The sequence below is a fragment of the Edaphosphingomonas haloaromaticamans genome (genome assembly GCF_001853345.1).
Classification (GTDB): Bacteria; Pseudomonadota; Alphaproteobacteria; order Sphingomonadales; family Sphingomonadaceae; genus Sphingomonas_E; species Sphingomonas_E fennica.
Genome location: NZ_MIPT01000001.1, coordinates 2,622,671 through 2,645,008 on the forward strand (window position 1 = coordinate 2,622,671; position 22,338 = coordinate 2,645,008).

Annotated in this window: 20 protein-coding genes; 5 read left to right on the top strand and 15 right to left on the bottom strand. The window is 68.3% G+C overall.

What is annotated here, in order from left to right:
- Positions 1-52: 52 nt before the first annotated feature.
- Genes hutI through hutU form a run of 4 tightly spaced genes read left to right on the top strand, consistent with a single transcriptional unit; the run spans position 53 to position 5,263 of the window.
- The gene (gene hutI / locus BHE75_RS12045; RefSeq protein WP_070934008.1) at positions 53-1,264 is read left to right on the top strand and encodes an imidazolonepropionase; all 1,212 of its coding nucleotides are present in this window, start codon (positions 53-55) and stop codon (positions 1,262-1,264) included.
- Entirely contained in the window at positions 1,261-2,784 is a 1,524-nt protein-coding gene (gene hutH, locus BHE75_RS12050) for a histidine ammonia-lyase (protein WP_070934009.1), read from the top strand. Before hutI ends, hutH begins: the two co-directional genes overlap by 4 nt.
- Positions 2,781-3,602, top strand: a complete 822-nt coding sequence (gene hutG, locus BHE75_RS12055) for an N-formylglutamate deformylase (protein WP_070934010.1) — start codon at positions 2,781-2,783, stop codon at positions 3,600-3,602. Before hutH ends, hutG begins: the two co-directional genes overlap by 4 nt.
- Positions 3,599-5,263, top strand: a complete 1,665-nt coding sequence (gene hutU / locus BHE75_RS12060; protein WP_070934011.1) for a urocanate hydratase — start codon at positions 3,599-3,601, stop codon at positions 5,261-5,263. Before hutG ends, hutU begins: the two co-directional genes overlap by 4 nt.
- Positions 5,264-5,296: 33 nt before the next feature.
- Here the strand turns inward: hutU and BHE75_RS12065 are convergent, their stop codons facing one another.
- From BHE75_RS12065 to BHE75_RS12100, 8 genes are all read right to left on the bottom strand, one after another.
- Positions 5,297-5,641: a DUF423 domain-containing protein gene (locus tag BHE75_RS12065; RefSeq protein WP_015457083.1), complete on the bottom strand. Its 345-nt coding sequence runs from the start codon at positions 5,639-5,641 to the stop codon at positions 5,297-5,299.
- Positions 5,638-7,413 (bottom strand): cation:proton antiporter domain-containing protein, encoded by a 1,776-nt coding sequence (locus tag BHE75_RS12070; RefSeq protein WP_070934012.1) that lies wholly within the window; start codon positions 7,411-7,413, stop codon positions 5,638-5,640. Before BHE75_RS12070 ends, BHE75_RS12065 begins: the two co-directional genes overlap by 4 nt.
- Positions 7,410-7,853, bottom strand: coding sequence for an iron-sulfur cluster assembly scaffold protein (locus BHE75_RS12075; RefSeq protein ID WP_191225187.1), 444 nt, complete (start codon positions 7,851-7,853; stop codon positions 7,410-7,412). The genes BHE75_RS12070 and BHE75_RS12075 overlap by 4 nt, the downstream gene beginning before the upstream one ends.
- Before the next feature lie 42 nt (positions 7,854-7,895).
- Complete coding sequence (locus tag BHE75_RS12080) at positions 7,896-8,441, bottom strand: CvpA family protein (protein ID WP_015457086.1); 546 nt, start codon at positions 8,439-8,441, stop codon at positions 7,896-7,898.
- A gap of 68 nt (positions 8,442-8,509) precedes the next feature.
- Complete coding sequence (gene radA / locus BHE75_RS12085; RefSeq protein WP_070934014.1) at positions 8,510-9,874, bottom strand: DNA repair protein RadA; 1,365 nt, start codon at positions 9,872-9,874, stop codon at positions 8,510-8,512.
- 115 nt (positions 9,875-9,989) lie between these two features.
- Positions 9,990-11,273, bottom strand: coding sequence for a dihydrolipoamide acetyltransferase family protein (locus tag BHE75_RS12090; RefSeq protein WP_070935806.1), 1,284 nt, complete (start codon positions 11,271-11,273; stop codon positions 9,990-9,992).
- Positions 11,274-11,278: 5 nt separating this feature from the next.
- Positions 11,279-12,283 (bottom strand): alpha-ketoacid dehydrogenase subunit beta, encoded by a 1,005-nt coding sequence (locus BHE75_RS12095; RefSeq protein ID WP_015457089.1) that lies wholly within the window; start codon positions 12,281-12,283, stop codon positions 11,279-11,281.
- A gap of 20 nt (positions 12,284-12,303) precedes the next feature.
- Positions 12,304-13,575: a 3-methyl-2-oxobutanoate dehydrogenase (2-methylpropanoyl-transferring) subunit alpha gene (locus BHE75_RS12100; protein ID WP_070934015.1), complete on the bottom strand. Its 1,272-nt coding sequence runs from the start codon at positions 13,573-13,575 to the stop codon at positions 12,304-12,306.
- 431 nt (positions 13,576-14,006) lie between these two features.
- Here BHE75_RS12100 and BHE75_RS24990 point away from each other — a divergent pair, with 431 nt between their 5' ends.
- Positions 14,007-14,606, top strand: coding sequence for a PEPxxWA-CTERM sorting domain-containing protein (locus BHE75_RS24990; RefSeq protein WP_015457091.1), 600 nt, complete (start codon positions 14,007-14,009; stop codon positions 14,604-14,606).
- Positions 14,607-14,700: 94 nt separating this feature from the next.
- Here BHE75_RS24990 and BHE75_RS12110 read toward each other — a convergent pair whose 3' ends face one another.
- The 7 genes from BHE75_RS12110 to BHE75_RS12140 all read right to left on the bottom strand — a co-directional run bounded on the left by BHE75_RS12110 (position 14,701) and on the right by BHE75_RS12140 (position 22,334).
- The gene (locus BHE75_RS12110) at positions 14,701-16,053 is read right to left on the bottom strand and encodes an ATP-binding protein (RefSeq protein ID WP_070934016.1); all 1,353 of its coding nucleotides are present in this window, start codon (positions 16,051-16,053) and stop codon (positions 14,701-14,703) included.
- Positions 16,050-16,751 (bottom strand): response regulator, encoded by a 702-nt coding sequence (locus BHE75_RS12115; RefSeq protein ID WP_070934017.1) that lies wholly within the window; start codon positions 16,749-16,751, stop codon positions 16,050-16,052. The genes BHE75_RS12110 and BHE75_RS12115 overlap by 4 nt, the downstream gene beginning before the upstream one ends.
- A complete protein-coding gene (locus BHE75_RS12120) occupies positions 16,748-17,404 on the bottom strand; it encodes a hypothetical protein (RefSeq protein ID WP_254684436.1) in 657 nt (218 codons plus the stop codon). Before BHE75_RS12120 ends, BHE75_RS12115 begins: the two co-directional genes overlap by 4 nt.
- Positions 17,401-18,609 (bottom strand): ABC transporter permease, encoded by a 1,209-nt coding sequence (locus BHE75_RS12125; protein WP_041865064.1) that lies wholly within the window; start codon positions 18,607-18,609, stop codon positions 17,401-17,403. Before BHE75_RS12125 ends, BHE75_RS12120 begins: the two co-directional genes overlap by 4 nt.
- Before the next feature lie 68 nt (positions 18,610-18,677).
- On the bottom strand, positions 18,678-19,382 hold the full coding sequence (locus BHE75_RS12130; protein ID WP_070935810.1) for an ABC transporter ATP-binding protein: 705 nt from the start codon (positions 19,380-19,382) through the stop codon (positions 18,678-18,680).
- A complete protein-coding gene (locus BHE75_RS12135) occupies positions 19,372-20,871 on the bottom strand; it encodes an efflux RND transporter periplasmic adaptor subunit (RefSeq protein ID WP_084653155.1) in 1,500 nt (499 codons plus the stop codon). The genes BHE75_RS12130 and BHE75_RS12135 overlap by 11 nt, the downstream gene beginning before the upstream one ends.
- Positions 20,871-22,334 (bottom strand): efflux transporter outer membrane subunit, encoded by a 1,464-nt coding sequence (locus BHE75_RS12140; protein ID WP_070934019.1) that lies wholly within the window; start codon positions 22,332-22,334, stop codon positions 20,871-20,873. The genes BHE75_RS12135 and BHE75_RS12140 overlap by 1 nt, the downstream gene beginning before the upstream one ends.
- Between the last annotated feature and the right edge of the window lie 4 nt (positions 22,335-22,338).

Sequence of the window (22,338 nt, forward strand, 5' to 3'; positions counted from 1 at the left end):
CTCGTTCGCGAATATGTATAGACATTATTGCTGTCGAGCGAAAGGGAGGCGGATGACGGAAGGTTGCGATCGCCTGTGGCGCAACGCCCGCCTCGCGACGCTGGCGCCCGGCCTGCCGGGCCTGGGCGAGGTGGAAGACGGCCTCGTCGCCTGCCGCGACGGGCTGATCCTCTATGCCGGCCCCGCCGCCGACGCCCCTGCCTTCAACGCCATCGAGACGATCGACTGCGAGGGCCGCTGGATCACCCCCGGCCTGATCGATTGCCACACCCACCTCGTCCATGGCGGTGATCGCGCCCATGAATTCGAACTGAGGCTGGCCGGCGCTTCCTATGAGGAGATCGCTCGGGCCGGCGGCGGCATCCTTTCCACCATGGCCGCCACCCGCGCGGCGAGCGAGGCGGAGCTTGTCGCCTCCGCCCTCCCCCGCCTCGACGCCCTGATCGCCGAGGGCGTGACGACGGTGGAGATCAAGTCCGGCTACGGCCTCGCCCTCGATCATGAGATGAAGCAGCTGCGCGCCGCCCGCGCGCTCGGCCGCGAACGCGACGTCACCGTCCGCACCACCTTCCTCGGCGCCCATGCCCTGCCGCCCGAATATGCGGGCGATGCCGATGGCTATATATCCGCGGTCGCGAACGAGATGCTGCCGGCCGTCGCCGCCGAAGGGCTGGCCGATGCGGTCGATGCGTTCTGCGAAGGCATCGGTTTCACGCCCGCGCAGGTCGATCGGCTGTTCGAGGCCGCACAGGCCCGCGGGCTGCCCGTGAAGCTCCACGCCGAACAGCTTTCCAACCTCCACGGCGCGGCGCTGGCCGCCCGCCACGGCGCGCTTTCGGCCGACCATCTCGAGCATCTCGACGATGCCGGCATCGCGGCGATGGCTGCCGCCGGCACGGTCGCCGTGCTGCTGCCGGGCGCCTTCTATTTCGTGCGGGATACGCACCGCCCCCCGATCGATGCCCTGCGCGCCGCCGGCGTTCCCATCGCCATCGCCACCGATTGCAACCCCGGCACCTCGCCCCTCACCTCGCCGCTGCTGGCGATGAACATGGCCGCCACCCTGTTCCGCCTGACCGTGCCCGAATGCCTGGCCGGCATGACGCGCGAGGCCGCGCGGGCGCTGGGCCTGCAGGATCGCACCGGCACGCTGGAGGCCGGCAAGGCCTGCGATCTCGCCATCTGGTCGGTCGAGCGGCCGGCCGAACTTGTCTATCGCATGGGGTTCAACCCGCTCCATGCCCGTATCCGGAGTGGTCGATGACCGAAATCATCCTCAAGGCCGACGAAGCAACGCTGGCGGACTGGCGCGCCATCTATCGCGGCGCCAATGCGCGGCTGGATGCCGCTACCGCGCCGGCCATCGCCGCCAGCGCGGCCGCGATCGAACGCATCCTCGCCCGCGGCGCCCCGGTCTACGGCATCAATACCGGCTTCGGTAAGCTCGCCAGCGTCCGCATCGGCGACGAGGATCTCGCCACGCTCCAGCGCAATATCGTGCTGAGCCATGCCGCCGGGGTTGGCGACGCCATGCCCGTGCCGATCGCCCGGCTGATGATGGCGCTGAAGCTCGCCAGCTTCGCCCACGGCGCGTCGGGCGTCCGGCCGGAAACGGTGGCGATGCTGGAAACCATGCTGGCGCGCGGGCTCACCCCCGTCATCCCCGCGCAAGGGTCGGTCGGCGCCAGCGGCGATCTCGCCCCCCTGTCCCACATGGCGGCCGCGATGATCGGCGTGGGCGAGATCATCAGCGACGGCACCGCCATGCCCGCCGCCGCCGCGCTCGCCGCCGCCGGCCTCGAACCGCTGACGCTCGGTCCGAAGGAAGGGCTGGCGCTGCTCAACGGCACGCAATTCTCCTGCGCCAACGCGCTGGCCGGCCTGTTCGAGGCGGAGAACCTGTTCCGAACCGCCCTTGTCACCGGCGCGCTTTCCACCGAAGCGGCCAAGGGATCGGACGCGCCGTTCGATCCCCGCATCCACGCGCTCCGCCGCCATGCCGGCCAGATCGCGGTGGGCGAGGCGTTGCGCGGGCTGATGGCAGGCTCCGCCATCCGTGCCTCGCACCTCGAAGGCGATGCCCGCGTGCAGGACCCCTATTGCCTGCGCTGCCAGCCGCAGGTGATGGGCGCGGCGCTCGATCTGCTTCGCCAGGCCGGCCACACCCTTGCCACCGAAGCGAACGGCGTTTCGGACAATCCCCTGATCTTCGCCGATACGGACGAGGCGCTTTCCGGCGGCAACTTCCATGCCGAACCCGTGGCCTTCGCCGCGGACATGATCGCCATGGCGATCTGCGAGATCGGATCGATCGCCGAACGCCGCATCGCCATGCTGGTCGATCCCGCGCTTTCGGGCCTGCCGGCCTTCCTCACCCCCCATCCGGGGCTGAATTCGGGCTTCATGATCCCGCAGGTGACGGCGGCCGCGCTGGTTTCGGAGAATAAGCAGCGCGCTTACCCCGCCAGCGTGGATTCCATCCCCACCTCCGCCAACCAGGAGGATCATGTGTCGATGGCCGCCCATGGCGCGCGCCGCCTGCTGGCGATGGCGAAAAATGCGCGCGGCGTGATCGCGATCGAATATCTCGCCGCCGCGCAAGGATGCGATTTCCACGCGCCGCTCAAGTCCAGCGACGTGCTGGAGGCCGCCCGCGCGCTGCTGCGCGAACAGGTGCCCACGCTGGGCGAGGATCGCCATTTCCACCCCGATATCGCAGCCGCTGCCGCGCTGGTGGCCGGCGGGCGGATCGCCGCGCTTGCCGCCCTGCCCGGTGTGGCATGACGGACTGGCTGGAAATCCATCGCGGCACGGCGCCGCTGATCGTCAGCTTCCCCCATACGGGGGCGGACATCCCGGCCGATATCGAGGCGGGGCTGGCATCGCCCTGGATCGCGCGCAAGGATGCCGATTGGTGGGTGGACCGGCTCTATGCCTTCGCGCGCGATCTGGGCGCCACCACCGTCCGCACCCGCCTGTCGCGCACGGTGATCGACGTCAACCGCGATCCTTCCGGCGCCTCGCTCTATCCGGGGCAGGCGACCACCGGCCTCTGCCCTGTCGAGACCTTCGACGGAGAGCCGCTCTACCGGGCCGGCGCCGAACCCGATGAAGCCGCGATCGCCGATCGCCGCACCCGCTATTTCGATCCCTATCATGCCGCGCTCGGCGCCGAGATCGATCGGCTGCGCGTCATCCATCCAGCGATCGTCCTCTACGACGCGCATTCGATCCGCAGCCATGTGCCGCGCCTGTTCGATGGCGCGCTGCCCCAGTTCAACATCGGCACCAATGACGGCCTGAGCTGCGCGCCGGGGCTGGCCGCCGCCGTGGAAGCGGCGTGCGACGCATCGGCCTTTTCGCGCGTCACCAACGGGCGCTTCAAGGGCGGCTGGATCACCCGCCATTATGGCGCGCCGGGCAAGGGCATCCACGCCATCCAGATGGAGCTCGCCTGCCGGGGCTATATGGGCGAGCCCGCCAGCCCCTTCTCCCCCGAAAACTGGCCCACGCCCTTCGATCCCGCGCACGCCGCGCCGCTCGCCGCCGTGCTGCGCGCCGCGCTCACCGCCTGCATCGCCTTCGCCAAGGACCAAGCATGACCCGCACCGACAACAGCCGCGTCATCCGCCCCGCCACCGGCACCGGGCTTTCCGCGAAAAGCTGGCTCACCGAAGCCCCGCTCCGCATGCTGATGAACAATCTCCATCCGGACGTCGCCGAACGGCCGGAGGAACTGGTCGTCTATGGCGGCATCGGCCGCGCCGCGCGCGACTGGGAAAGCTATGACCGGATCGTCGAGACGCTGAAGCGGCTGGAGGACGATCAGACACTGCTGATCCAGTCGGGCAAGCCGGTGGGCGTGTTCCGCACCCATGCCGATGCCCCGCGCGTGCTGCTCGCCAATTCGAACCTGGTGCCGCACTGGGCGACGTGGGAGCATTTCCACGAGCTCGATCGCAAGGGGCTGGCCATGTATGGCCAGATGACGGCCGGGTCGTGGATCTATATCGGCAGCCAGGGCATCGTCCAGGGCACCTACGAAACCTTCGTGGAGATGGGCCGCCAGCACCATGGCGGCGATCTTTCGGGCAAATGGCTGCTGACCGCCGGGCTGGGCGGCATGGGCGGCGCGCAGCCGCTGGCGGCGGTGATGGCGGGCGCATCCTGCCTCGCCATCGAATGCCAGCCCTCGCGCATCGAGATGCGGCTGCGCACCGGCTATCTCGATCACGCCGCCTCGACCATCGAGGAAGCGCTGGCGATCATCGAGAAGGCCTGTGCCGAAAGGAAAGCCGTCTCCGTCGGCCTGCTCGGCAATGCGGCGGAGATATTGCCCGAACTCTATCGGCGCGGCGTGCGCCCCGATCTGCTGACGGACCAGACCTCCGCCCATGATCCGGTGAACGGCTACCTGCCGGTCGGCTGGACGCTGGAACAATGGGCGGAAGCGCGCGAGCGTGATCCCGCCTCGGTCGCGGCGGCCGCGAAGCAGTCCATGGCCGTCCACGTCCGCGCCATGCTCGATTTCCAGGCCGCCGGCGTGCCCACCGTCGATTACGGCAACAATATCCGCCAGATGGCGCTGGAAGCGGGCGTCGCCAACGCCTTCGACTTCCCCGGTTTCGTGCCGGCCTATATCCGCCCGCTCTTCTGCCGGGGCATCGGCCCCTTCCGCTGGGCGGCGCTGTCCGGCGACCCGGAGGATATCGCCCGCACCGACGCCAAGGTGAAGGAGCTGATCCCGGACAATCCCCACCTCCACAACTGGCTGGACATGGCGGCCAAGCGCATCCACTTCCAGGGCCTGCCCGCGCGCATCTGCTGGGTCGGCCTCGGCGACCGGCACCGGCTGGGCCTCGCCTTCAACGAGATGGTGGCATCGGGCGAGCTGAAGGCGCCGATCGTCATCGGCCGCGATCATCTCGACAGCGGCTCCGTCGCCAGCCCCAACCGCGAGACGGAAGCGATGGCGGACGGATCGGATGCGGTGTCGGACTGGCCGCTGCTCAACGCCCTCCTCAACACCGCCAGCGGCGCGACCTGGGTGTCGCTCCACCATGGCGGCGGCGTGGGCATGGGCTTTTCCCAACATGCCGGCATGGTGATCGTGGCGGACGGCACCGAGGCCGCCGCGCGCCGGCTGGAACGGGTGCTCTGGAACGATCCTGCCAGCGGCGTGATGCGCCATGCCGATGCCGGCTACGACATCGCGATCGATTGCGCGCGCGAGAAGGGCCTCGACCTGCCCGGCATCCTCTGAAAAGGCGGGGCCGCCCCGATGCGGCCCCCTATCTCAGCGCCGGAACGCCGCCAGCGCCAGCAGCAGCCATCCGCCGATCATGGCGACGCCACCCAGCGGGGTGATCGCGCCGAACCAGCGCGGCGCGCCAAAAGCCATGGCGTAGAGCGTGCCGCTGAAGACCAGCGCGCCCGCCAGCATCAGCAAAGCCGCGCCCCTGCCCCGTGGCAGGCCCAGCGCCGCCAGCGCGGCGGCGGCGTGGACGAGCTGGTAGGTCGCGCCCGTGCGCAGCCATTCCACCGCCTTGCCCGATGCGCCATGCGCGCCGAACGCGCCCGCCGCCACCGCCAGCGCGCCCGAAAGCCCGGCCAGCGCCACCAGCCATCCCCCGCGTTTCATCCTTCCTTGATCTCCTCCATCGGATTGCCCGGCCGGAACATCATGTTCTTAGCGGTGCGCAGATCGCCGGACTGGCTTTGCAGTTCCAGCCGGATGGCATCGCGCTCGCGATACTCATCCTCGACGCGATCGATCTCCTCGGCCGGAATGCCGACGGCCTCCAGCGCATGCCGCCCCATCAGCACCGCGGATTCGAACATCTCGCGCACCGATGCCGCCAGATCGAGGCCGCTCAGCGACATCAGGGACCGCCGATCATAAGCGCGCACCAGGATCGCCGCATGCGGGAAGGCGGACATCACCGTCTTCAGCTCGTCCCGGCTCAGGGTGCGATCGTCGATGCAGAAGATGATCGCACGGGCCGTCTCGGCGCCCGCGAGCCGCAGCAGATCGAGCCGGCGTCCGTCGCCATAATAGACCTTCATGCCGAAATCCTGGCCGCGATCGATCGTCGCGGCCGCATTGTCGATCAGCGTGACGTCCACCGCCTTGGCCATCAGCATCTGCGCCACCGTCTGCCCGAAGCGGCCATAGCCGACGACGATCGCCGATCCTTCCGCGCCCGCGTGCGGCCCTTCCAGATCGCCCCGATCGGCCGCCTTCTTGTTCACGAAACGACGGGACAACATCATCAGGAACGGCGTGGTAGCCATCGAAAGCGTGACGACCGCGCCGAACAGGCTGGCCGCCTCCGGCGCGATGAGCTGCGCCGCCTTCGCCTGGGCGAACAGCACGAAGCCGAATTCGCCGCCCTGGCTCAGCAGCAGGCCAAGCGCGAAGGCCTGCCGGCTCGCCAGGCCGAACAGACGGGCAAGCACGAAGATCACCCCCGTCTTGATCGCCACCACGGCCGCCGCCAGCGACAGCACGAAGACGGGGCGCATCGCCACCGCGTTAAGATCCAGCAGCATGCCGACGGCGAGGAAGAAGAGGCCCAGCAATATCGTGCGGAACGGCTCGATATCGGCTTCCAGCTCATGCCTGTAGGGTGAATCGGCCAGCATCATGCCGGCGATGAACGCGCCCAGCGCGGTCGAAAGGTGGAGCGCCTCCATCACGGCGGCCGCCGTCATCACCGTGAACAGGCCGGCGGCGATGAACAGCTCGCGCTCGCCCAGCCCGCCGATCAGGCGGAACAAAGGGTTCAGGATCAGCCGGCCGAACAGCACCAGGCCGATGATCGCCCCCACGGTATAGACGGCCAGCAGCCAGCCCGGCGGCGCCGAAGGATCGGCCGGCGCGCGGGAAAGGGCCGCGATGATCGTTATCAGCGGCACGATCGAAAGATCCTGGAACAGCAGGATCGAGAAAGCCTTTTCGCCGAAGGGCGTGCTCAGCCGCCCCGCCGATCGCAGCATCGGCAGCACCTGCGCCGTGGAGGAGAGCGCCAGCGGCAGGCCCAGCGCGATCGCCGCCGCCATCGAAAATCCTGTGCTGGCGAACAGGAAGGCGGAAAGCGCCACGCCGCACAGCACCACCTGCGCCAGCCCGAATCCGAAAATGTCCCGCCGCAACCGGAACAGCCGGCTGGGATGGAGGTCGAGGCCGACGAGGAACAGCAGCAGCACGATGCCAAGCTCGGCAATGCCAAGCTTGCCTTCGGCGTCGCCCACCAGCCCCAGCCCCTGCGGCCCGATCAGCGCGCCCGCGACGAGATAGCCGAGCACCGCGCCCAGCCCCAGCCTGCGGAAAAGGATGACGAGCACCAGCGCCGTGCCGAGCAGCACGACGCCATCGCGCAGCAGCAGGGTGGTCACATGTTCCTCGTTCACGCCACCGTCTCCGTAGCGCGGGCCGCGGCCTCGGCCACGGCTTCGAAGGCGAGCCGGATGGATGCGTGCCGCGCCTTGTGCGGGCGGGCGGGCGCGAAGATATCCAGGCCCGGCCACGCGCCGGGATCGTCGCGCTCGCCGGCCAGGAACGCCGCCAGCGCATCGCGCGCGGCCGCAAGCTCGGCGGCGTCGCGGCCGATGGCGTGGCCGCCCATGATCGCGGCCGAAGCCTGGCCCAGCGCGCAGGCCCGCACATCCTGCCCCAGGGCGACGATCCGGCCCTCGCCATCCACGGCGACATCCACCGTCACCCGGCTGCCGCACACCGGCGATCGCCGCTCCACGCTGGCATCGGCATGGTCGAGCCGGCCGAGATGGGGAATGGCCGTCGCCAGCCGCAGGATATCCTTATTGTATAGCGCGCTCGACATGAGCGCCATTTAGGCGCCGCAGCCCGCCAGCGTCACCCCCGCAGCGCGAATTTATCCGCCGCTGGCATTATCCTGCGCGGCCTTGCCGTCATCCTGCCCACGCGTGCGCATCTCCACGAAATCGACGATGGCGCGGCTGCTGGCGTTGAGCAGCGGGAAGGTGCGCGATTCGCGCACCCAATCCGGCCGTTCGGCTGCCGCGCCGTAGATCACGCTGTTCACCAGCCCGACGGCGAGGAACAGCAATGTCGCCACGATCAGGCCCTTGATACCGCCGAAGCCGAAGCCCAGCACGCGATCCACCGGCCCCAGCACCGATTGCCGCACCTGCCGGCCCATGCGCCCCGCGATCAGCTTGCCCGCGACGAACACCGCCAGGAAGATGATGGCGAAGGCCAGAACCGCCGCCCCCATTTGCGTGCCGACGGGGCCGGCCAGCATCGCCGTGACCGGGCCATGCCCAGCCTTCACCGCCAGGATCGCCGCCACCCAGGCGAACAGCGACAGCATCTCGGCCGAAAAGCCGCGCAGGCCGCCCATGATGGCGCCCCCGCCCATCAGCAGGAGGACGACGATATCGAGTGCCGTAAGATTCATGCACGCCTGCTACGGCATTTCCCGTTCGACTGGCGATCCCATAACGCCATCCCGCCGATAAAATCTTCCTATCCCCGCCCCAGCAGGTGATCGACCAGCCCGCCCAGCGTGGCGAATTCGGCGAGGCGCAGCGCGCCATTCTCGCTGCCCTTGGGCACCAGCGCGCCGGTAAAGCCCAGCTTCGCCGCCTCGCGCAGGCGGAGGCCGCCATGGGCCACCGGCCGGACCTCCCCGGAAAGGGCGACTTCGCCGAACGCCACCGCGTCCGGCGGCACCGGCCGTTCCGCCAGCGCCGAAATCAACGCCGCCGCCACGGCAAGGTCGGCCGCCGGATCGGACAGGCGATAGCCGCCCGACACGTTCAGATAGACTTCCGCCGTGGAGAAGCTCAGCCCGTAGCGCGCTTCCAGCACCGCCAGGATCATCGCAAGCCGGCCTGAATCCCAGCCCACCACGGCGCGCCGCGGCGTCGCCCCGCTCTGCAGGCGGACGACGAGCGCCTGGATCTCGACCAGCACGGGCCGCGTCCCTTCCATCGCGGGGAACACCGTGGCGCCGGCAATCTCCTCGCCCCGATGGGTCAGGAACAGGGCGCTGGGGTTCGTCACCTCGTCCAGCCCGCCCTCGGCCATGGCGAACACGCCGATCTCGTCGGTGCCGCCGAAGCGGTTCTTGATCGCACGCAGGATGCGATATTGGTGGCTGCGCTCGCCTTCGAAGGCCAGCACCGTATCCACCATATGCTCCAGCACGCGCGGGCCGGCGATCGTGCCGTCCTTGGTGACGTGGCCGACGAGGATCAGGGCCGTGCCCCGTTCCTTGGCGAAGCGGATCAGTTCCTGCGCGGAGGCGCGGACCTGGCTCACCGTGCCCGGCGCGCCTTCGATCACGTCGGAATGCATCGTCTGGATCGAATCGATCACCAGCAGCGCGGGCGCCTGCCCCTGCCCCACCGTCGCCAGGATATCGCGGACGGACGTGGCGGAGGCCAGCTTCACCGGCGCGTCGCCCAGCCCCAGCCGGCGGGCGCGCAGCCGCACCTGATCGGCCGCTTCCTCGCCCGAAATATAAGCGACATCGCCGCCGGCCATGGCGATCCGCGCGGCCGCCTGCAGCAGCAGGGTCGATTTGCCGATGCCCGGATCGCCGCCGATCAGCGTGGCGGAGCCGGCCACCAGCCCCCCGCCCAGCGCGCGGTCGAACTCGGCGATGCCCGTCGCCATGCGCGGCGGCAAGGCCACGTCCGCGTCCAGCCCCGCCAGCTCGAACACGCGGCCGCCGGTCCGCAGGTCATGCCGGGCGGAAAAGACGGTGACGTTGGATGCTTCCTCCGCCAGCGAATTCCATTCGCCGCAATCCACGCACTGGCCCTGCCACTTGCTCGTGGCGCTGCCGCATGCCTGGCAGACATAACGCTTCTGGGGCTTGGCCATGATGCTCCCGATCCCGAACAGATCGGGAACATAACTGGGCCTATCGGGGGATGCAACGGCCGGCGTTCACCAGCCGATGACCGTCATCCCGACGAAAGCCGGGATGGCGGAAATCTCAATCCACGAACAGCAGCGCCGGCGTCTCCAGCAGCCGCTTCAGCGCCTGCACGAAGCTCGCCGCATCCCAGCCATCGACGACGCGATGGTCGCAGGAGATGGAAAGGTTCATCAGCTTGGCGACCGCGATCTCGCCGTCGCGGATCACGGGCCGTTCCACCACCTTGTTGGGGCCGATGATCGCCACTTCCGGCCGGTTGATGACGGGCGTGGTGGCGATGCCGCCCAGCGGACCGAGCGATGTGAGCGTCAGCGTCGAGCCGGAAAGCTCCTCCGACTTCGCCTTGCCGTTGCGCGCGGCATCGGCCAGCCGGCGGATCTCGTCGGCAAGCTGCCAGACGTTGCGATCCTGCGCGTCGCGGATCACCGGCACCATCAGCCCGGCATCGGTCTGCGTCGCCATGCCGAGGTGGACGGCGCCGTGGCGCGTCACCACGCCCGCCTCGTCATCATAGCGCGCGTTGATCATCGGGAAATCGGGCAGCGCCTTGCAGATCGCGACGATCAGCAGCGGCAGCATCGTCAGCTTCGGCCGGTTGCCGCGCGTGGCGTTCAGGTCCGCGCGCAGCTCCTCCAGCTTGGTGACGTCGATTTCCTCGACATAGGTGAAGTGCGGGATGTGGCGCTTGGATGCCGCCATATTCTCCGCGATCCGCCGCCGCATGCCGATCACCCGGATCGCCTCGTCGGCCCGCGCGTGCCCGGCAGGGCGATAGCCCTGGCTGTAGGTGAGGAAGGCGTCGAGATCGGCATGCCGCACCCGATCGCCCTGCGCCGGCTTCACCAGCGCAAGGTCGATGCCCAGATCGCTGGCGCGCTGCCGCACCGCCGGCGACGCCAGCGGCTTGCGGCCATGCTCCGCCTCGCTGGTGGGCGCCGGTGCCACTGCCGCCTCCGGCGTGGCGGGCACCGCCGCAACCGGCGCGGGCTGGGGTTCCGGCACGGGATCGGGCTTCACCACCTGCGCCGCCTCGTTGGGCGCGGCCTCGAAGGCGGGCTGCGGCGCGCTGGCCACTGCCTCGGCGGTTTCGGCCACCTCGCCTTCCACCTCGAATATGGCGAGCGCGGAACCGATGGCGAGCATGTCGCCCACCCCGCCACCAATCTCCACCACCTTACCGGCGACGGGCGCGGTCATTTCCACCGTCGCCTTGTCGGTCATCATGTCGGCCAGAGGCTGGTCTTCCTCCACCACATCGCCCACCGCGACGTGCCAGGCGACGATCTCCGCCTCGGCGATGCCTTCGCCGATATCCGGCAGCTTGAACGTGAACCTTGCCATCATCCTCAATCCTGCATCACGCGCTTCAGCGCTTCGCCGAGCCGCACCGGCCCCGGGAAATAGGCCCATTCCAGCGAATGGGGGTAAGGCGTGTCCCATCCGGTCACGCGCTGCACCGGCGCTTCCAGATGGTGGAAGCAATGCTCCTGCACGAGGGCCGAAAGCTCCGCGCCAAAGCCGGAGGTCTTGGTCGCTTCATGCACCACCACGCAGCGCCCGGTCTTCTTCACCGATTCCGTGATCGTCTCGATATCCAGCGGCACCAGCGTGCGCAGGTCGATCAGTTCGGCATCGATGCCCTTTTCCTCGATCACCGCGGCGGCGACATGCACCATCGTGCCATAAGCCAACACGGTCACGTCATTGCCCGGCCGCACCACCGCCGCCTTGCCCAGCGGCACCTTGTAATAGCCTTCCGGCACCGCGCTGGTCGGATGCTTCGACCAGGGCGTGACGGGGCGATCATAATTGCCGTCGAACGGACCGTTATAGATGCGCTTCGGCTCGAAGAAGATCACCGGATCATTATCCTCGATCGCGGCGATCAGCAGGCCCTTGGCGTCATAGGGGTTGGACGGGATCACCGTCTTCAGCCCGGCGACGTGGGTGAAGATGCCCTCGGGCGACTGCGAATGGGTCTGCCCGCCGAAGATGCCGCCGCCGAAGGGCGATCGCACCGTGATCGGCGCGGTGAACTCGCCCGCCGAACGATAGCGCAGCCGCGCCGCTTCGGAGACGATCTGATCCAGCGCCGGATAGATATAATCGGCGAACTGGATCTCCGGCACCGGCCGCAGGCCGTAGGTGCACATGCCGACGGCGACGCCGATGATGCCGCATTCGGTGATCGGCGTATCGAACACGCGGGTCTTGCCGTGCTTCGCCTGCAAGCCTTCGGTCGCCTTGAAGACGCCGCCGAAATAGCCGACATCCTCGCCCATCACCACGATATCGGAATCGCGGGCCATCATCACGTCCAGCGCGGAATTGATCGCCTGAATCATGTTCATGGTCTTGGTGGACGTATCGCTCATATGCCGGCCGCCTCGCGTTCCGCGGTCATCTGGTCGCGCTGCTCCTTCAGGTGCCAGGGCATTTCCTCGAACACATCCTCGAACATGCTGTCGAACGGCTGCTTCAGCCCATCGGCGAGGATGCCGAGCTTCTCGGCCTCCTTCTGGGCGGCGCGCACTTCCTCGGCCACCTCGACATCCATCGCCGCCTGGCGATCCTCGTCCCAGGCGCCGATCAGGATCAGATGCTGCTTCAGGCGGGCGATGGGATCGCCCAGCGGCCATTTCACCTTTTCCTCGGCCGACCGGTATTTGGTCGGATCGTCCGAGGTGGAATGCCCTTCCGAGCGATAGGTGAAATGTTCGATCAGGGTGGGGCCGTAATTGTTGCGCGCCCGCTCCGCCGCCCATTCGGTGGCGGCATAGACGGCCAGCGCGTCATTCCCGTCCACGCGCAGGCCGGCAATGCCATAGCCCACCGCGCGCGCCGCGAAGGTGGTCGCCTCGGCGCCCGCGAAGCCGGAGAAGGAGGAGATCGCCCACTGGTTGTTGATCACGTTCAGGATCACCGGCGCGCGATAGACGGAGGCGAAGGTCATCGCCGAATGGAAGTCGCCCTCCGCCGTCGATCCCTCGCCGCACCAGGCGGCGGCGATGCGGGTATCGCCCTTCGCCGCGCTGGCCATCGCGAAGCCCACCGCCTGCGGATATTGGGTGGCGAGATTGCCCGATATCGAAAAGAAGCTGGCATCGCGCGCCGAATACATGATCGGCATCTGCCGGCCCTTCAGCCGATCGCCCTTGTTCGAATAGACCTGATACATCATGTCGATCAGCGGCCAATCGCGCGCGATCAATATGCCCTGCTGGCGGTAGCTGGGGAAAACCATGTCGTCGCCAGCCAGCGCATAAGCGGCGCCGATCGCGGTCGCCTCCTCGCCGGTGCACTTCATGTAGAAGCTGGTCTTGCCCTGGCGCTGGGCGCGATACATGCGATCGTCATAGGCCCGCGTCAGCGCCATGTGGCGGAGCATGCGGATCAGCCGCTCTGGCGAAAGCTTCGGGTCCCATGGGCCGATCGCGCGGCCCTCATCGTCCAGCACGCGGACCAGCGTATAGGCATGGCCCGTCATCGCCGACGGATCGGCATCGATGGCCGGGCGGTCCACCGATCCCGCCGCCGGAATCTCGAAATCGTTGAAATCCACGACATCGCCGGGCCGGAATCGCGGCTCCGGCACATGCAGGCTCAAGGGGCGCAGGTTGCGCCTGTCCGAGTCGTTTGGCACCGTCCAATCTCTCCCGTCACTTACCGGCCATTCCGGCCGCACAGCGCCTGCCACTCCCGAAAGTCGGGAGGTGTCGCTTTGTCGAATATTATACAGTGACGCAACATTGTTTCAACGGCGATAATCGGCCTTCGGAGGCCGATCTTCCCTCCAAAAGAGGAAGACGCCCGGGAACCGACTTTTGTTGCCCTGCAACGATTTACCGAACGGACGCCGGACGCCTCCATCGTTCGAAAGCGGCAAAGCGTGTCATTTATCCGACTGAATTTATGGGATAAATGACAGGCAGATTACATCCACCCATCCGCCCTTTCCCACCGGACGGCGCAAAATCCCCGAAATCGCCCCGCCGGATGTTGCGTCGCAATAGATCACAAGAGTAGCACTCCCTTCGAGCGAGGGGGCCCGCCTGTGAAAAAAGGATCAGGAATATGGGGACTTTAAGAAAACTCGCGCTTCCGGCTCTGCTGGCTTTAGGGATCGGCACGGCGCCGGCGCAGGCAGCCCTCGTCACCAACGGGGATTTCGAAACCGGCGACTTCTCCGGCTGGACCCAGGGTGGGGATTTCGCCACCGACAATGTGTTCACGGCACCGGGCCATGTCTATGACGGCACCTATTCGGCCGCGCTCGGCACCCTGACGGGCAGCACGCTCAGCCAGGTCCTGAACGTGGTCGCCGGCCAGACCTATACCCTGACCTTCGTTCTGGCCAATGCCCCCGGCAATACGAATGCCAGCGGCAACAACGCCTTCAGCGTGACGCTGGGGGATGAAACCTTCAGCCTGCCGGACAATTTCGTCGCGTTCGATTACGGCACGTTCACGATCGAGGCGCTCGCCACGTCTGACACACTCAACCTGGCCTTCTCGTTCCTCAACAACCCGTCGGACTGGTTGCTGGACAATGTGACGGTGGAAACCGCCGCCAACGCCGTGCCGGAACCCACGACCTGGGCGATGCTGCTGGTCGGCTTCGGGGTGGTCGGCACCAGCATGCGCCGGCGCCGCCAGGTCCTTTCCTTCAGCTAGGCGCGGAAGGGCGGACCGGACCGCCCGACGCTCAGGGGCAATTCATTCGGGAGGGGCCGTGGAAATATCCGCGGCCCCTTTTTCCGTCCGCCGGTCAGGCGCCCGCGTTGCGGACCGGCAGCCGGCACACCGCCTCCAGCCCCCCGCCCGCGCGATTGCGGAGGATCAGCGTGCCGCCATGCTCGCGCGCGATCGATCGGGCGATGGTCAGCCCCAGGCCGATGCCGCCCGTCTGGCGGTTGCGCGATGGATCGCCGCGCTCGAAGGGCTGGAACAGCCGGTCGATCTGGGATTCGTCGATGCCGGCCCCGCGATCGGCGACGATAGCCACCGCCTCCTGCCCCTCGCGGACCAGGGAAAGCTCCACCCGTTCGCCATAGGTCACGCCATTGTCGATCAGGTTCTGGAACAGGCGGGCCAGCGCCAGCCGGTCGCCGCGCACCTGCACCGGATCGATCCGCCCCACCGAAACCGGGCGACCCATGTCCGCCTCGTCATGCGCCAGCCCTTCCAGCAGCGATCCCAGCTCGACATCGGCGATCTCGTTGCTGCTGGTCGATCCGCGGACGAAGCCGATGGTGGCCGCGATCATGGCGCGCATCTGCTCGATATCCGCCTGCACCTTGTCGCGCACGTCGTCCGGCGCCGCCTCGATGCGGAAGGCGATGCGGGCGAGCGGGGTGCGCAGGTCGTGCGCGATCGCGCCGATCATCGCCGTCCGCTCCGCCACATAGGCGGCGATCCGTTCCTGCATCAGGTTGAGCGCGTGGGCGGTCTGGCGCAGTTCGGCCGGCCCCTCCTCCGCCACGCGCGGCGCCAGGGGATCGTGCCCCATCCGTTCGGCGGCATCGGCGAAGCGGCGGATCGGCCGGGTCAACCGCCGCGCGAACCACCAAGCCAGCGGCAGCAGGGCGATCGCCGAAAGCGCGAACCATAGCAGGATGCGCCGCTGCCATGCCGCGATCAGCGGGCGCGGCGGCGTGTTGACGACCCGCCAGCCGTCCGCGCGCTCCACTGCCGCCGTCACCGTCCCGAAGAACAACGGCTCGCCGCGCCGCATCGGCACCAGCCGGTCGCCATGCCGGTGGCGATCGTTACCGAAGGAAGCGCGCTGATCCGGCTCGAAGAACAGCCGCACTTGCGCTTCCGGCCGGCCGAGCCGATCGGCCAGCCTGCGGGTGAAGGCCGGATCGCTCGTCATCCCTGGCGCCTGCACGGGCATGGGGCGGCGATCCTGCACGATCAGCACCCTTTCGCGGTCGCCGCGCTCCCGCCGTCCGCCCGCCAGCGCATCGGCGACGTCGCCCAGCCGGTTGAAATCGGGCCGGGGCGGATCGAGCACGACGAACATCGCCAGCGTCACGATCTGCGATGCCGCCAGGCTTGCCAGCACCAGCAGCAGGGTCTGCCAGAATATCGGCAGCCCGCGAGGGCGCGGCAGCCTCACTCGTCCACCACCTTCAGCGTGAACATATAGCCTTCGTTGCGGATGGTGCGGATCGGATCGTCATGGCCCAGCTTCTTGCGCAGGCGGCTGATCGTCACGTCGATGGCGCGATCGAACACGTCGCTGTCCAGCCCCTTGCCATGCTCGATCAGCATGTCTCGGGTCAGCACGCGCTGCGGCCGATCCAGAAAGGCGTTGAGCGTGCGGAATTCGGCGTCGGTCAGCGGCGCCGGCGGCTGCCCGCGCCGGGATACGCTGCGGTCGACGATATCGAGCGTCCAGTCGCCGAACCGGCGCACCGGCCCCGTCGACGCCCCCGATTGCTCCGCCCGTCGCCGCAGCACGGCACGGACGCGGGCCAGCAGCNCACGGGGATTGCAGGGCTTGGGCAGATAATCGTCCGCGCCCACCTCCAGCCCGATGATCCGGTCGGTATCCTCGCCCATGGCGGAAAGCATGATAACGCCGGGGCCGCCGGGCTTGTGCAGCCGGCGCAGGATCGAAAGCCCGTCCTCGCCCGGCATCATCAGGTCGAGCACGACGAGGTCGAAGCGCCGCTCCGCCATCAGCGCGTCCATCTCCTGCCCGTTGGCGGCGCTCGCCACCTCCATGCCGTTGGCGGTCAGGAAATCCGCCACCAGCGATCTCAGCTCGGCATCGTCATCGACGACGATGATGCGCGGTGCCGCTTCGGTCATCGCCCTTTCCCCCGTGCCGGGGCCTCCGGCGCCGGATCGGCCGGCATGCAGTTGGTGGCCGCCGCCTGCGCCGGCGTCATCGGCAATCCCGCCAGTGTCAGCGCGCCGGCATTGGCGGTATCGAGGCCCGTGAAGCGCTGCTGCGCCGCCGATCGGAACTCGGCCAGCGTGATCGCCCGGTTGAAATCCTCATCCGCCGATATCACCGGCTGGGGGATGTTGATGAGCGACCAGCGCCCCGCTCCCAGCGGCGCGCCATAGGCCGGGATGTCCTTCTTCTTGATCTTGCGGTTGCCCATCCCCGTTCCTGGGCCCCGCGCGTAAAGCCGGATTTCGGGGGCGATATCGCGTTCGTAACGGATCACCTCGTCCGGGATGATCTCGCCATCCCTGTCGGCATCCAGCACCGCGAAGAAGCGATCGGCATCGGCCAGGAACTCGGCCCGCGTCAGCCGCCCGTCGCCGTCCCCGTCCGCCTTGGCGAACCAGAGCCCCACCGGATAGGGATCGACCGGCCCGGCGCGGAACGGCTCGCCCATGGGCGCGATGAAGAGCTGCGGCCCCTTGGGCGGGCATGGCGGCAGCTTCGGCTTGGCGGCGGCCGGCATGGCGGCCGCCATCGCCAGCAGGACCAGCGGGGACCAGCGCATCATTCGTGCCTCAAAGCCTCGATCGGATTGAGCGAGGCCGCCCGCCGCGCCGGGAAATAGCCGAAGATCACGCCGATCCCCGCCGAAAAGGCAAAGGCCAAAAGGTTGATCTGCGGATCGAAGATGAAGGGCACCTTCAGCACCGGCGCCAGCGCCATCGATGCGATCAGCGCCAATATCAGCCCGATGATGCCGCCAAGGCAGGCCAGCGCCACCGATTCCACCAGGAATTGCAGCAGCACCTCGCGCCCCACCGCGCCGATCGCCAGCCGGATGCCGATCTCGCGGGTCCGTTCCGTCACCGAAACCAGCATGATGTTCATGATGCCGATGCCGCCCACCAGCAGGCTCACCGCCGCCACCGCGCCCAGCAGCGCGGTCAATATCTGGGTGGTGCCGGAAAGCGTCTCCGATATCTGCTTGGTGTCGAAGATGTTGAAATCGTCTTCCTTGGCGCCGGTGATGTTCCGCCGCTCGCGCAGCAGCTTGGAAATGCTTTCCTGCACGGTGGTGGAATCATAGGCCTCGTCCACCGAAACCATGATGTTGCGGATATCGCGATTGCCGGTGAAGCGGCGCTGCACCGTCTTGATCGGCATGATGATCACGTCGTCCTGATCGTTGCCGAAGCCGCCCTGCCCGCGCGTCGTCAGCGTGCCGATCACCTCGCAGGATACGTCCTTCACGCGGAAGCGCTGGCCGATCGGGTCCTCGCGGCGAAACAGGTTCTGCACCACGGTGCTGCCCAGGATGCACACCGCCTTGCCGGCCTGCTCCTCGGCGGGCGTGAAGATGCGCCCCTCGCTCAGGTTCCACTGCTGCGCGGTGAAATAATCGTCGGTCGTGCCGTTGATCGTCGTGGACCAGTTGGCCGCGTTGCGGATCGCCACGCCGGTGGATTGCGCCTGCGGCGCCACCGCCCGCACCCCCGCTATCTGGGTACGGATCGCCTCCACGTCGCGTTCCTTGAAATCGGGCGGCTGCGGCCCGCCGCCGCCCCGGCCGAAACCCTGGCCGGGCCGGATCTGCAGGATGTTGGCGCCCAGGCTGGAAATGCTTTCCTGCACGGCGGCGGTCGCGCCATTGCCCAGCGTCACCATCGTCACGACGGACATGACGCCGATCACGATGCCGAGGATCGTCAGGAAGGATCGCAGCAGATGCCGCCGGATCTCGCGGATCGCCAGCGCGACGGTGGTGCCCAGCAGCCGCAGCGGCCCGCTGGATCGCGCGCGGATCTCGGCCGCGGCATTCGCAAGCTCGGGGGTGTGGAGGTTCATGATGTCAGCGCCCCGTGGTCGATCCGCTCGATCAGCCCGTCCTTGAAATGGACGATGGTGTGGGCATAGGCCGCCATGTCGGGCTCATGCGTCACCATCAGCACGGTGATGCCGCTGGAACGGTTCAGGCCCGTCAGCAACTCCATGATCTCCACCGATCGCGCGCTGTCCAGATTGCCGGTCGGCTCGTCGGCCAGCAGAACCTGCGGATGGGTGACGATCGCGCGGGCGATGGCCACGCGCTGCTGCTGCCCGCCGGAAAGCTCGGCCGGGGTGTGATCCCACCAGTCGGCTAGGCCCACCTTGTCCAGCGCCGCCATGCCCATTTCCCGCCGCGTCTTCCCGTCCTCCCCGCGATAGAGCAGCGGCAGCTCCACATTCTCGAGCGCGCTGGTGCGGGCCAGCAGGTTGAAGCCCTGGAACACGAAACCCAGATAGCGCCGCCGCAGCAGCGCCCGCTGGTCGCGATCCAGAGATTCGACATGGTGGCCGCGGAACAGGAACTCGCCTTCGGTCGGCACGTCGAGGCAGCCGAGGATGTTCATCATCGTCGACTTGCCGGAACCGGACGGCCCCATGATCGCGACGAAATCGCCCTCCTCTATATCCAGGTCGATCCCCCGCAGCGCCTGGAAGGCGGTGGCGCCGCTGCCGAACGTCTTGACGACGCTGCGCAGACGGATCAGCGGCTCACTCGCCATCGGCCCCGCCCGCCTGCCGCCCTGCCGGGCGGTTTGCGCCGCCGGATGCCGGCCTGCCGCCATTCTGGTCGTCGGCGCCGCCCGCAGAGGCGGGGACGGCAGGGGCCTGGCCATTGCCGCCCTCGCCGCCGCTTCCGCGTGATCCGCCCCGCTTCTCGCTGACCTGCCCGGCGGCGAGCTGCCCGGTGATCACGTCCATGCCCTGTTTGATGTCGGGGCCGGTCACCTCGGTTTCGCTGCCGTTGGAATCGCCCACCGTCACCTTGATCGGCCTGGGCTTCCCGTCCTGGCCCAATATGTAGATGGTCTGCTGGCTGCCCCGGCCGATGCTCACCTCGCGCGTTGCGCGGTTGCCGCGCCGGGGCGGACGCGGGCTCAGCACGCTGGTCAGTCCGCCGCCCTGCGATCCCGCGCCGGCCCGATCGGGCGTGAAGCGCAGCGCCGCGTTCGGAACCAGCAGAACGCCGGTCTTCTCCGTCGTCACGATGTCGGCGGTCGCCGTCATGCCGGGGCGGAGCAGCTCGTCGTCATTGGCCACCGTCAGCCGCGCGACATAGGCGACCACGCTGGATGACGTTGCCGTGGTGGTCGAGGAGGAAGATGTGCTGCTGGCATTGGCGCCCAGGTCGACCCGCTCGATCACCGCCGGGAAGGTCCGGCCGGGGAAGGCATCCACCTGGAAGGTCGCGCGCTGGCCCTTGCGGACCTGGCCCACATCCGCCTCGTCCACCTTCACCTCCAGCCGCATCCGGCGCAGATCCTCGGCAATCTGGAACAGCACCGGCGCATTGAACGATGCCGCCACCGTCTGCCCCGGCTCGATCTGGCGGGAAAGGACGACGCCGTTGACCGGCGATACGATCAGCGCCTTCGAATATTGCGTCTGGTCGGACGAAAGCTGCGCGCGCGCCTGCTCCACCTGCGCTTCGGCCGTCTTCACCCCGGCAAGCGCGCGGGCATTGTCCGCCCGTGCCGTATCCAGCTCGGTGGCGGAAGGCACCTTGCCCTTGGACAGGCGATAGACCTCCAACAGGCGGTTCAGGTTCGCGCGGCTCTGGTCCGCCGTCGCCTGGGCCTGCATCACATTGGCCTGCGCGGAAGCGAGCGCCGCCTTGCTCTGGTTGATCGAATCCTGCAGCCGGGAGGTATCGAGCTTGGCCAGCACCTGGCCCTTGGTCACCCGATCATTATTGTCGACGAACACCTCGGTCACCATGCCCGAAAGCTCCGAGCCCACGTCCACCTGGTTGGTCGGCAGGAGGTTGCCCGTGGCCGAGACCGTCACCGTCAGGTCGCCGCGCCGAACCGTCTGGGTGGCATAGGCCACCTGCGGCGCGCTCCCCACGATCATGCGCCAGAGGATCCAGGCGATCAGCAGCACGGCCACGCCCACCGCCGCCCATTTCAGGTAGGTGAGCGGCTTGGACGCGGCCTCGACGCCCAGAAAGGCGTCGATATCGGATTTGTTGTTGGCGGTCGGCTGGTCCATCATGGCCTCGTCGAAAGGGCGGTCGCGGGTATCGGCGCGGCCTCCCAGCCGCCCCCCAACGCCTTGTATAGCTGCACGGTCGCATTGGCGCGGTCGGCGCGGGCCGATGCCCGGCTGTCCTGCGCGGAAAGCAGGCTGCGTTCGGATTCCAGCAGCGCCTGGAAGTCGATGAGGCCGGCGCGATACTGGCTGCGCGCATAGATCACGGCATTCTCCGCCGCTTCCGCCGCCGCGATCACCTCGCGCTCGCGCCGCTCGGCATTGGTGAGCGCGGTCAACGCATTCTCCACCTCCTCCAGCGCGGTCAGCACCGTCTGGCGGTAGGTCGCCAGCGCGGCATCGGCGCTGGCCCGCTGCCCTTCGATCTGGGCGCGGATCTGGCCGCCGTTGAAGATCGGCGCCGTGATCCCGGCCACCAGATTGCCGATCATCGCGCTCGGCAGGTCGCCCAGCGAGGTATCCGAACCGCTGAACGATCCGCTGAGGCGCAGTGCGGGGTAGAGCTGCGCGGTGGCGACGCCGATGCGCGCGGTCTCGGCGGCGAGCGTGCGTTCGGCCGCCGCGATATCCGGCCGGCGCTGGACGATCTCGGCCGGGATGGCCGCCCCTATCGCCTCCGGCGGCAGCGGCACCGCCTGCGGCTCGCGCAGCAGCCCGTTCACCGCCCCCGGCGCCTCGCCCAGCAGCACCGCGATCCGGTTCACCGCATTATTGTAGCTGGTCTCCAGATTGGGGATCGTCGCGGCCGTGTTCGCGCGAAGCTGGCGGGCCTGCTCCAGGTCCAGCGAGCTCACCAGCCCCGCCTGCACCCGCCAGCCGACGATCTCCACCGTCTCGTCCTGCGTCGCGAGGTTGCGGCGGGCGATATCCAGCCGCACCTGCGCCAGCCGGGCGGCGAGGTAATTGAGCCCGACTTCGGATGCCACGCTGACCTGCGTGAAATGCAGGTTCGCCTCGGAGCTTTGCGCATTCGCCCGCGCCGCCTCGATCGACCGGCGGATGCCGCCGAATATGTCGGCCTCCCACGATGCGTCGAAGCCCGCCCGGAAGATGGTGGTGTCGCCGCCGCGCGATATGGTCTGCCCGGTGCTCGGGTCCACATAGGTGTTCCCGTCATTGCCGATGCTGCGGGAAACCGATCCGCTGGCGCTGAGGCTGGGCAGCGCCCCGCCCTGTGCCTGCCGCAGCGATGCCCGCGCCTGCCGCAGCCGCGCGCCGGCCACCGCAACGTCAAGGTTCGCGGCCAGCGACTTATCAACAAGCTGGGTCAGCACCGGATCGTCGAAGCTGGTCCACCAGCGCGCCAGATCGATCTCGGCGCCGGGGCGCTCGGCCAGGAAACGCTCGGGCACCTTCAGGTCCGATGGCGCCGGCGCCCGATAGTCCGGCCCCACGGCGCAGGCCGAAAGCAAGGCCAGCAACGCCGTCGCGCCGATCGGCCGCAGGGTGGGTGCGATTGTCATAGAT

Coding starts and splice junctions, on each gene's coding strand:
- hutI (WP_070934008.1), top strand. CDS start 53: ATGACGGAAGGTTGCGATCGCCTGTGGCGCAACGCCCGCCTCGCGACG.
- hutH (WP_070934009.1), top strand. CDS start 1,261: ATGACCGAAATCATCCTCAAGGCCGACGAAGCAACGCTGGCGGACTGG.
- hutG (WP_070934010.1), top strand. CDS start 2,781: ATGACGGACTGGCTGGAAATCCATCGCGGCACGGCGCCGCTGATCGTC.
- hutU (WP_070934011.1), top strand. CDS start 3,599: ATGACCCGCACCGACAACAGCCGCGTCATCCGCCCCGCCACCGGCACC.
- BHE75_RS12065 (WP_015457083.1), bottom strand. CDS start 5,641: ATGAAACGCGGGGGATGGCTGGTGGCGCTGGCCGGGCTTTCGGGCGCG.
- BHE75_RS12075 (WP_191225187.1), bottom strand. CDS start 7,853: ATGGCGCTCATGTCGAGCGCGCTATACAATAAGGATATCCTGCGGCTG.
- BHE75_RS12080 (WP_015457086.1), bottom strand. CDS start 8,441: ATGAATCTTACGGCACTCGATATCGTCGTCCTCCTGCTGATGGGCGGG.
- radA (WP_070934014.1), bottom strand. CDS start 9,874: ATGGCCAAGCCCCAGAAGCGTTATGTCTGCCAGGCATGCGGCAGCGCC.
- BHE75_RS12090 (WP_070935806.1), bottom strand. CDS start 11,273: ATGGCAAGGTTCACGTTCAAGCTGCCGGATATCGGCGAAGGCATCGCC.
- BHE75_RS12095 (WP_015457089.1), bottom strand. CDS start 12,283: ATGAACATGATTCAGGCGATCAATTCCGCGCTGGACGTGATGATGGCC.
- BHE75_RS24990 (WP_015457091.1), top strand. CDS start 14,007: ATGGGGACTTTAAGAAAACTCGCGCTTCCGGCTCTGCTGGCTTTAGGG.
- BHE75_RS12120 (WP_254684436.1), bottom strand. CDS start 17,404: ATGATGCGCTGGTCCCCGCTGGTCCTGCTGGCGATGGCGGCCGCCATG.
- BHE75_RS12130 (WP_070935810.1), bottom strand. CDS start 19,382: ATGGCGAGTGAGCCGCTGATCCGTCTGCGCAGCGTCGTCAAGACGTTC.
- BHE75_RS12135 (WP_084653155.1), bottom strand. CDS start 20,871: ATGGACCAGCCGACCGCCAACAACAAATCCGATATCGACGCCTTTCTG.
- BHE75_RS12140 (WP_070934019.1), bottom strand. CDS start 22,334: ATGACAATCGCACCCACCCTGCGGCCGATCGGCGCGACGGCGTTGCTG.